Source organism: Streptomyces sp. UH6 (assembly GCF_013421635.1).
In the GTDB taxonomy this organism is placed as follows: domain Bacteria; phylum Actinomycetota; class Actinomycetes; order Streptomycetales; family Streptomycetaceae; genus Streptomyces; species Streptomyces abyssomicinicus.
On record NZ_JACADT010000205.1, the window covers coordinates 1 to 7,587 of the forward strand.

The following is a 7,587-nucleotide window of genomic DNA, read 5'->3' on the forward strand; positions in this document are numbered from 1 at the left end:
AGGCAGAGCGCGCCCGCAAGCCCAGCGCGGGCGGCGTCACCACGTCCGGCCTGCCCAAGCGGGTGCCCAAGGCGAACCTCGTCCCGGGCACGGCGCAGCAGAACCAGCACACCGGAGGGCCGCAGGTCTCCCGCGCGCCCGACGCCGTGCGGGGCCGGCTGACCAATCTCCGCCGGGGCATCGCGCAGGGACGGCAGGCCACCTCCGGCCAGACCGGTTCCTTCCCGAACCCCACTCACCAGCAGGAGCGCTAGTTGAGCCCGATGAGCCAGGCTGCACAGAACCTGAACTGGTTGATCACGAACTTCGTGGACAACACGCCCGGGGTCTCCCACACCGTCGTCGTCTCCGCCGACGGTCTGCTCCTGGCGATGTCCGAGGGCTTCCCGCGCGACCGCGCCGACCAGCTCGCCGCGGTCGCGTCGGGGCTCACCTCGCTGACCGCGGGCGCCTCGCGGATCTTCGAGGGTGGCCACGTGAACCAGACGGTCGTCGAGATGGAACGCGGATTCCTCTTGATCATGTCCATCTCGGACGGCTCGTCGCTCGCGGTGCTGGCCCACCCGGAGTGCGACATCGGCCTGGTGGGCTACGAGATGGCCCTCCTCGTCGACCGCGCCGGCGCCGTGCTCACGCCCGACCTGCGCGCCGAACTGCAGGGCAGTCTTCTTCGCTGAGACCTGTCCGCGCCATGTGACCGTCCCCCACCGTCCGGCCGTCAGCAAAAGCAACCCCCCACCGGCCTACGGCACTTCAACCCGACTTGCTGTCCGCCCGGAGGATGCATGAACCCGCCCACCGCCGCTCACGATCCGTACAGAGATCAGTACGGGGAAGAGGGGCCGCTGGTCAGGCCCTACGCCATGACCGGCGGCCGGACCCGGCCGCGCTACCAGCTCGCCATCGAGGCGCTGATCAGCACGACCGCGAATCCGGCACAGACGCAGGGGCTGCTCCCCGAGCACCAGCGCATTTGTCACCTCTGCCGGGAGGTGAAGTCGGTGGCCGAGGTGTCGGCCCTGCTGTCCATGCCCCTGGGCGTGGCACGGATCCTCGTCGCCGACCTCGCCGAGGCGGGCATGGTCGCCGTCCACCAGCCGGGTGGCGACGAGAACAACGGCGGTGCACCGGATGTGACACTGCTCGAAAGGGTGCTCAGTGGACTTCGCAACCTCTGACGGGAGCCGGGCGACCACCTCGGCGAAGATCGTGGTGGCGGGTGGCTTCGGCGTGGGCAAGACCACGTTCGTCAGCTCCGTCTCCGAGATCGACCCCCTGCGCACGGAGGCCGTCATGACGTCCGCCTCGGCGGGCATCGACGACCTCAGCCACACGTCCGGGAAGACGACCACCACGGTCGCCATGGACTTCGGCCGCATCACGCTCGACCAGGACCTGATCCTGTACCTGTTCGGCACCCCCGGTCAGGACCGGTTCTGGTTCATGTGGGACGACCTGGTCCGCGGCGCCATCGGCGCGGTCGTCCTGGTGGACACCCGGCGTCTCGCCGACTGCTTCCCGGCAGTCGACTACTTCGAGAACTCCGGTCTGCCGTTCGTCGTGGCGCTCAACAACTTCGACGGCCACCAGCCCTACCAGCCGGAAGAGGTGCGCGAGGCACTGCAGATCAGCGCCGGCACCCCGATCATCGCCACCGACGCCCGGCACCGCGCCGAGGCCAAGGGCGCCCTGATCCACCTCGTGGAACACGCCCTGATGGCGCGACTGCGCTAGACCGGCGGCCACCCGGAACCCGGCCGCGCCCACCGGCGCGGCCGGGTTCCGGCGTCCGGCGCACCAGGGGCACTCACGAGCCCCCAAGTGCGCCGCGCGGAACCGCAGTTATGACGTGCTTCAACAGGCCTCTGTGGCCTTGGCCACCCGGTGGCGCGTGTTCATAACATTTCGACAGAGATATGTGCCACGTCCTGCGACAGCGCGCGTTCGCGTGGTGCCGCAGCGCGCACAAACCCCCCGTCTTTTGCCGGGCGACAGTCCATATGTCCCGTTTGCGGGGCGGATTCCGCGCGGAACCCAGTCCTGTCCAGACGTTTGGAACTGTCCGTACCGGCGTGCTGGAATGCCAGAACTGCCCATTGGTCACAAGGGCCCAGAGACACCGCGGCACGACGAAGGTGCCGACCGCCGAGAGGTTGTTGGTCGAGTGAGGCGAAGCAAGAACGGACCCGAGCCGTCGGCGCGGGGCAACTTCACGCCGCCCCCGCGGGCGGACGAGTTGCCCGGCTCCGAGCCGGTCGCCGCGCCGGAAGCGGGCGGCGGACGTCTTTCGCCCCGTAACTGGCGCGTGCGGACGCGTCTGAACGCGATCATGCTCATACCCGTCGTCCTCGGTCTCATTCTGGCCGTGGTCGAGGTCAAGGGGTCGATCGACACCTGGCAGGAGGCCGAGGACGCCGCGGCCACCGCGCGCGTCGTCCGGAGCGCGCTGAACTACGCCGACGCGCTGTCCGAGGAGCGTGACCGGAGCGCCGCCCCCCTCCTGGAGGGCAAGGGCAAGGACAACCCGGTCGTCAAGGAGACCCGCGCGCGCACCGACAAGGCGGCCGCGGAGTTCAAGACCGTCCTGAAGGAACTGCCGCCGAAGGAGGGCCTGGAGCGCCGTCGCGACCTGTTCCTCGAGGCCGAGAAGCTCCTTCCCGCGCTGCGCGAGGGCGCCTACACCAAGCGCCTGCCCGGCACCAGGACGGAGGAGGGGTACGTCAAGGTCATCCACCCCCTCATGGACTTCTCCAACGAGCTCACGCTCGACGAGGGCAACGTCGTCTCCTACGGCCGTACCGCGTACGCGATGTCGCTGACCAAGGGCGCCCAGTCGCTGCAGCGTTCCATCGGCACCCACGTCCTGGTGAAGCCGGACGAGGACGAGGCCGAGCGGATGTCCCAGCTGGTCACGCTCTCCTCCTACGCCTACCTCGAGCGCATCGCGCTGGAGGAGTACGCCGGAGCGGGCCGTCAGGAGGACGCCGACCGCCTCGAGGCCGAGATGGTCGAGGTGAAGCGCGACTTCGAGAAGACGGCTGCTGAGACCCCGTTCCACAAGAACCTGACGGACACCACCGAGATCATCAAGGTGATCCTGGCCTCCGACCCGGGTACCCCCGTGGGCAAGGCGACGCTCGAGCAGATGGGCATCAACGCCAAGACCTGGCAGGACGTCAACGACCCCAAGTTCGAGGCCTACGGCAAGATCGAGTCCGACCTCGCCGACGCCGCGGTGGAGGGCTCCCAGAAGGTCGCCGACGACGCGAAGACCTCCGCGTTCCTCGCCGCAGGCGCCGTGCTCATCGCGCTCATCGCCGCCTTCGTCCTGGCCGGTCTCGTCGCCCGTCAGATGAGCCGCTCGATGCGCGACCTGCGCAACGCGGCCTTCGACGTCGCCGAGCAGCGCCTGCCGATGCTGGTCGACCAGCTCTCGCGCACCGACCCGGGCCGGGTCGACACCCGCGTGGTCCCGATCCCGATCAGCACCACCGACGAGATCGGCGAGGTCGCGCGCGCCTTCGACCAGGTCCACCGCGAGGCGGTCCGGCTCGCCGCGGAGCAGGCCCTGCTCCGGGGCAACATCAACGCGATCTTCACCAACCTGTCGCGCCGCAACCAGTCGCTGATCGAGGGCCAGCTGACCCTGATCACCGACCTGGAGAACAACGAGGCCGACCCGGACCAGCTGGAGAACCTCTTCAAGCTGGACCACCTGGCCACCCGTATGCGCCGCAACGGCGAGAACCTCCTGGTCCTCGCCGGCGAGGAGCCCGGCCGCCGCTGGGACCAGCCGGTCCCGCTGGTCGACATCCTGCGCGCCGCCTCCTCCGAGGTGGAGCAGTACGACCGCATCGAGCTGGCCGGCGTCCCCGAGGCCGAGATCCACGGCCGCGCCGTGACCGACCTCGTGCACCTGCTGGCCGAGCTGCTGGAGAACGCCACCACGTTCTCCTCCCCGCAGACCAAGGTCCGCGTCACCGCGACCCGTCTGCCGGACGGCCGCGTGATGATCGAGATCCACGACAAGGGCATCGGCCTCACCGCCGAGGACTTCGCGGACATCAACCACAAGCTGGCCAACCCGCCGACCGTGGACGCCGCGATCTCCCAGCACATGGGCCTCTTCGTGGTCGGCCGCCTGTCCGACCGGCACGGCATCCGTGTCCAGCTCCGCCCCTCGGGCGAGCAGGCCGGCACCACCTCGCTGGTCATGCTCCCGGACAACATCACCCACGGTGGTGTCGCCCAGGACGTGCCGGCCGACGAGTTCACGGTCTCCCAGATCATCCCGAAGCAGCAGCTCCAGCAGACTCCCGAGCAGGCGCCGCTGCGGACCGCCGCCGAGCTGGGCTTCGACGACACCCGCTACCAGCAGGTGCCGGAGGACGTCCGCGAGCTCGACCCGGTCGGCCGCCAGATGCTCCGCGAGGGGCGCCGCGCCGCGCTGGAGTCCCAGAACCGTCCGGAGTACGACAACGGCCAGGGCTACGACGAGAGCCAGGGCCAGGCCCAGGGCTTCCAGGACGGTCAGGGCTTCCAGGACGGCCAGGGTTACCAGGACGGCCAGGGTCAGGGCTACCAGGACGGCGGCTACGACCAGCAGGGCTACCAGGAGCAGCAGCAGTACGACGAGTCGTACTACGCCGCCGACGGGTCCGTGAACGGCTACCCCGAGCAGGGCTATGCGGAAGCCGGTCAGGGCCAGCACCAGGGTGGCGGCCAGGACGGCTACCAGAGCTACGGCGAGCAGTCCTACCAGGACGACTGGCAGCAGCAGCAGGGCTACCAGAACGACTACGCCGAGGGCTACGGGGCGCAAGCGGAATCCCCGCAGGGTCCTGACGCGGGCATGCAGAACGGCGTAGGCTTCGGCCAGGGCCCGGCGACCACCGAAGCAGGACTTCCGCGACGCGGAGGATTCGGAGGCGCCGCCGGTCAGGGCAACGGCCAGGAACCGGCTGCCGCGGGCGACGACTGGCGTTCGGCCAACGACGGCCGCTGGGAGTCCGCCTCCAAGCTCCGCAAGCCCAAGGCGGGCGGAGTGACCTCTTCCGGTCTGCCGAAGCGGGTACCCAAGGCGAACCTCGTGGAGGGCACCGCCGAGGCCACCCCGCAGGGCGGCCCGCAGGTCTCCCGCAACCCCGACGAAGTACGGGGCCGGCTGAGCAACCTGCGGCGGGGCGTCCAGCGCGGACGTACCGCAGGCAACGAAACGAACGGCCAGGCCGACGGGAACGAATTCCGTGGTCCTGACAGCACCTACAACCAGGAGCGTTAGTGTGAGCCCGATGAGCCAGGCGGCGCAGAACCTGAACTGGTTGATCACCAATTTCGTGGACAACACCCCGGGTGTTTCCCACACCGTGGTGGTCTCCGCCGACGGCCTCCTTCTGGCGATGTCGGAAGGCTTCCCGCGTGACCGCGCGGACCAGCTGGCCGCGGTCGCCTCGGGTCTGACCTCGCTGACCGCGGGAGCCTCGCGGATCTTCGAGGGCGGCCATGTGAACCAGACGGTGGTCGAGATGGAGCGGGGATTCCTCTTCATCATGTCCATTTCGGACGGTTCATCACTTGCCGTGCTGGCCCACCCCGAGGCGGACATCGGTCTCGTGGGGTACGAGATGGCCCTTCTGGTCGACCGTGCAGGTACGGTACTTACGCCGGATCTTCGTGCGGAGCTTCAGGGAAGCCTGCTCAACTAGCAGACACCACGTGCGCCTTGGCGTCCCGAGACCGTAAGGTTTCGGGACGCGGCTTCCACACGTTGGGTGCCCGGCACAGTTGGAGGAGGAGAGAGAGTGGCAACATCCCCAGGCGGTCCGAACCCGGGCGGCTGGTCGTACGACCAGGGCCAGAACGGGCAGCACGGCGAGCAGTCGTACGACTTTTCCTCCGCTGCGAGCCACACGCACCAGCAGCCGTATGCGCCCCACAACCCGCAAGGGCCGGGTCATGGGCAGCATTCGCCGTACGGGCAGCCGGCTGCCCCGTACGAGCGGCCCGTGGCACCGCAGCGGCGTGGTCCCGAGCCGACGTCCGCCGGTGCGCCGTCGGCCAAGAACCCTCTGGTGCGTCCGTACGCGATGACGGGCGGCCGCACCAGGCCCCGCTACCAGCTCGCCATCGAGGCGCTGGTGCACACCACCGCGCAGCCGCACCAGATGCAGGGGCAGCTTCCCGAGCATCAGCGGATCTGCAACCTCTGCCGGGAGATCAAGTCGGTCGCCGAGGTCTCGGCCCTGCTGCAGATCCCTCTCGGTGTGGCCAGGATCCTCGTCGCCGACTTGGCGGAGGCGGGCCTGGTCGCCATCCATCAGCCCGGCGGCGACGAGAGCGCCGGCGGCCAGCCAGACGTGACACTGCTCGAAAGGGTGCTCAGTGGACTTCGCAAGCTCTGACGGTGGGTCTTCCCGCTCCACCACCTCCGCGAAGATCGTGGTGGCGGGCGGCTTCGGCGTGGGCAAGACCACGTTCGTCGGCGCCGTCTCGGAGATCAACCCGCTGCGCACGGAGGCCGTCATGACGTCTGCTTCGGCGGGCATCGACGACCTCACCCACACCGGGGACAAGAAGACCACCACGGTCGCCATGGACTTCGGCCGCATCACGCTCGACCAGGACCTGATCCTGTACCTGTTCGGCACCCCCGGTCAGGACCGGTTCTGGTTCATGTGGGACGACCTGGTCCGCGGCGCCATCGGCGCGGTGGTCCTGGTGGACACCCGGCGTCTCGCCGACTGCTTCCCGGCGGTCGACTACTTCGAGAACTCGGGTCTCCCCTTCGTCATCGCCCTGAACGGCTTCGACGGCCACCAGCCGTACCAGCCGGAAGAGGTGCGGGAGGCGCTGCAGATCGGGCCGGACACCCCGATCATCACCACCGACGCGCGGCACCGCGCCGACGCCAAGTCGGCGCTCATCACGCTCGTGGAGCACGCCCTCATGGCGCGCCTCCGCTAGTCGCGGGTTCATGCCCCGAGCCCGGCACCGCCCACGGCGGGGGCCGGGCTCAGGCGTTCCCGGAGACCGCCGCCCTGCCCCCGGGACCACGGGGGCGCACGCGTACCCGCACGGGAACGCGCGAAGGCCCGCCCGCCCCCATGAGGGGGCCGGACGGGCCTTCACACGATGTCGTGGGTGGCGTCAGCGCCAGCTGTGCGGGGCGCGGAAGCCGGGCTCACGCTCCAGGCGGCGCCAGGCCGCCCGCACGGAGCCTCCGCCGCGCCACGCCGTCTCCGGGACGGGTCCCGAGGAGGCCCGGGCCAGCAGGATGGCCGTGAGGGCCGCGAGCTCCTCCGGCTCGGCCTGCCCCTTCTCCACGCGGATGTCCACCGGTGTGCTCATGAACGTGTCTCCCTTCTGCCTTCCTGAGGCGCGACTGTCTTACTGGGGCGGGTTGCCGTGCTTGCGCGAGGGCAGGTCCGCGTGCTTGGTGCGGAGCATCGCGAGGGACCTGATCAAGACTTCGCGGGTCTCGGCGGGATCGATGACGTCATCGACGAGTCCCCGTTCTGCCGCGTAGTACGGGTGCATCAGCTCGGACTTGTATTCCTTGACCATGCGGGTCCGCATGGCTTCGGGGTT

Annotated in this window: 9 protein-coding genes and 1 pseudogene; 8 read left to right on the forward strand and 2 right to left on the reverse strand. The window is 69.5% G+C overall.

Going from position 1 to position 7,587, the window contains the following annotated elements; all coding sequences use genetic code 11:
• From HW445_RS12880 to HW445_RS12915, 8 genes and pseudogenes are all read left to right on the forward strand, one after another.
• A pseudogene (locus HW445_RS12880) lies at positions 1-254 on the forward strand (hypothetical protein); the annotation flags it as partial.
• Entirely contained in the window at positions 255-677 is a 423-nt protein-coding gene (locus tag HW445_RS12885) for a roadblock/LC7 domain-containing protein (RefSeq protein WP_151771088.1), read from the forward strand. It abuts the pseudogene before it with no gap.
• 108 nt (positions 678-785) lie between these two features.
• Positions 786-1,178: a DUF742 domain-containing protein gene (locus HW445_RS12890; protein WP_151771087.1), complete on the forward strand. Its 393-nt coding sequence runs from the start codon at positions 786-788 to the stop codon at positions 1,176-1,178.
• Positions 1,159-1,734: an ATP/GTP-binding protein gene (locus HW445_RS12895; protein ID WP_151771086.1), complete on the forward strand. Its 576-nt coding sequence runs from the start codon at positions 1,159-1,161 to the stop codon at positions 1,732-1,734. The genes HW445_RS12890 and HW445_RS12895 overlap by 20 nt, the downstream gene beginning before the upstream one ends.
• A 430-nt stretch (positions 1,735-2,164) precedes the next feature.
• Entirely contained in the window at positions 2,165-5,281 is a 3,117-nt protein-coding gene (locus tag HW445_RS12900) for a nitrate- and nitrite sensing domain-containing protein (RefSeq protein ID WP_180221162.1), read from the forward strand.
• A 10-nt stretch (positions 5,282-5,291) separates the two neighbouring features.
• A complete protein-coding gene (locus HW445_RS12905) occupies positions 5,292-5,705 on the forward strand; it encodes a roadblock/LC7 domain-containing protein (protein WP_108954969.1) in 414 nt (137 codons plus the stop codon).
• A gap of 96 nt (positions 5,706-5,801) precedes the next feature.
• The gene (locus HW445_RS12910; RefSeq protein WP_180221163.1) at positions 5,802-6,401 is read left to right on the forward strand and encodes a DUF742 domain-containing protein; all 600 of its coding nucleotides are present in this window, start codon (positions 5,802-5,804) and stop codon (positions 6,399-6,401) included.
• Positions 6,382-6,963, forward strand: a complete 582-nt coding sequence (locus tag HW445_RS12915) for an ATP/GTP-binding protein (RefSeq protein WP_166021043.1) — start codon at positions 6,382-6,384, stop codon at positions 6,961-6,963. The genes HW445_RS12910 and HW445_RS12915 overlap by 20 nt, the downstream gene beginning before the upstream one ends.
• 183 nt (positions 6,964-7,146) lie before the next feature.
• Here the strand turns inward: HW445_RS12915 and HW445_RS12920 are convergent, their stop codons facing one another.
• Together HW445_RS12920 and HW445_RS12925 are read right to left on the reverse strand one after the other, a co-directional pair.
• Entirely contained in the window at positions 7,147-7,347 is a 201-nt protein-coding gene (locus HW445_RS12920; RefSeq protein WP_180221164.1) for an acyl-CoA carboxylase epsilon subunit, read from the reverse strand.
• A 39-nt stretch (positions 7,348-7,386) separates the two neighbouring features.
• Positions 7,387-7,587, reverse strand: a 201-nt coding sequence (locus tag HW445_RS12925; protein ID WP_306673316.1) for a carboxyl transferase domain-containing protein, incomplete at its 5' end; no start/stop codon positions are given.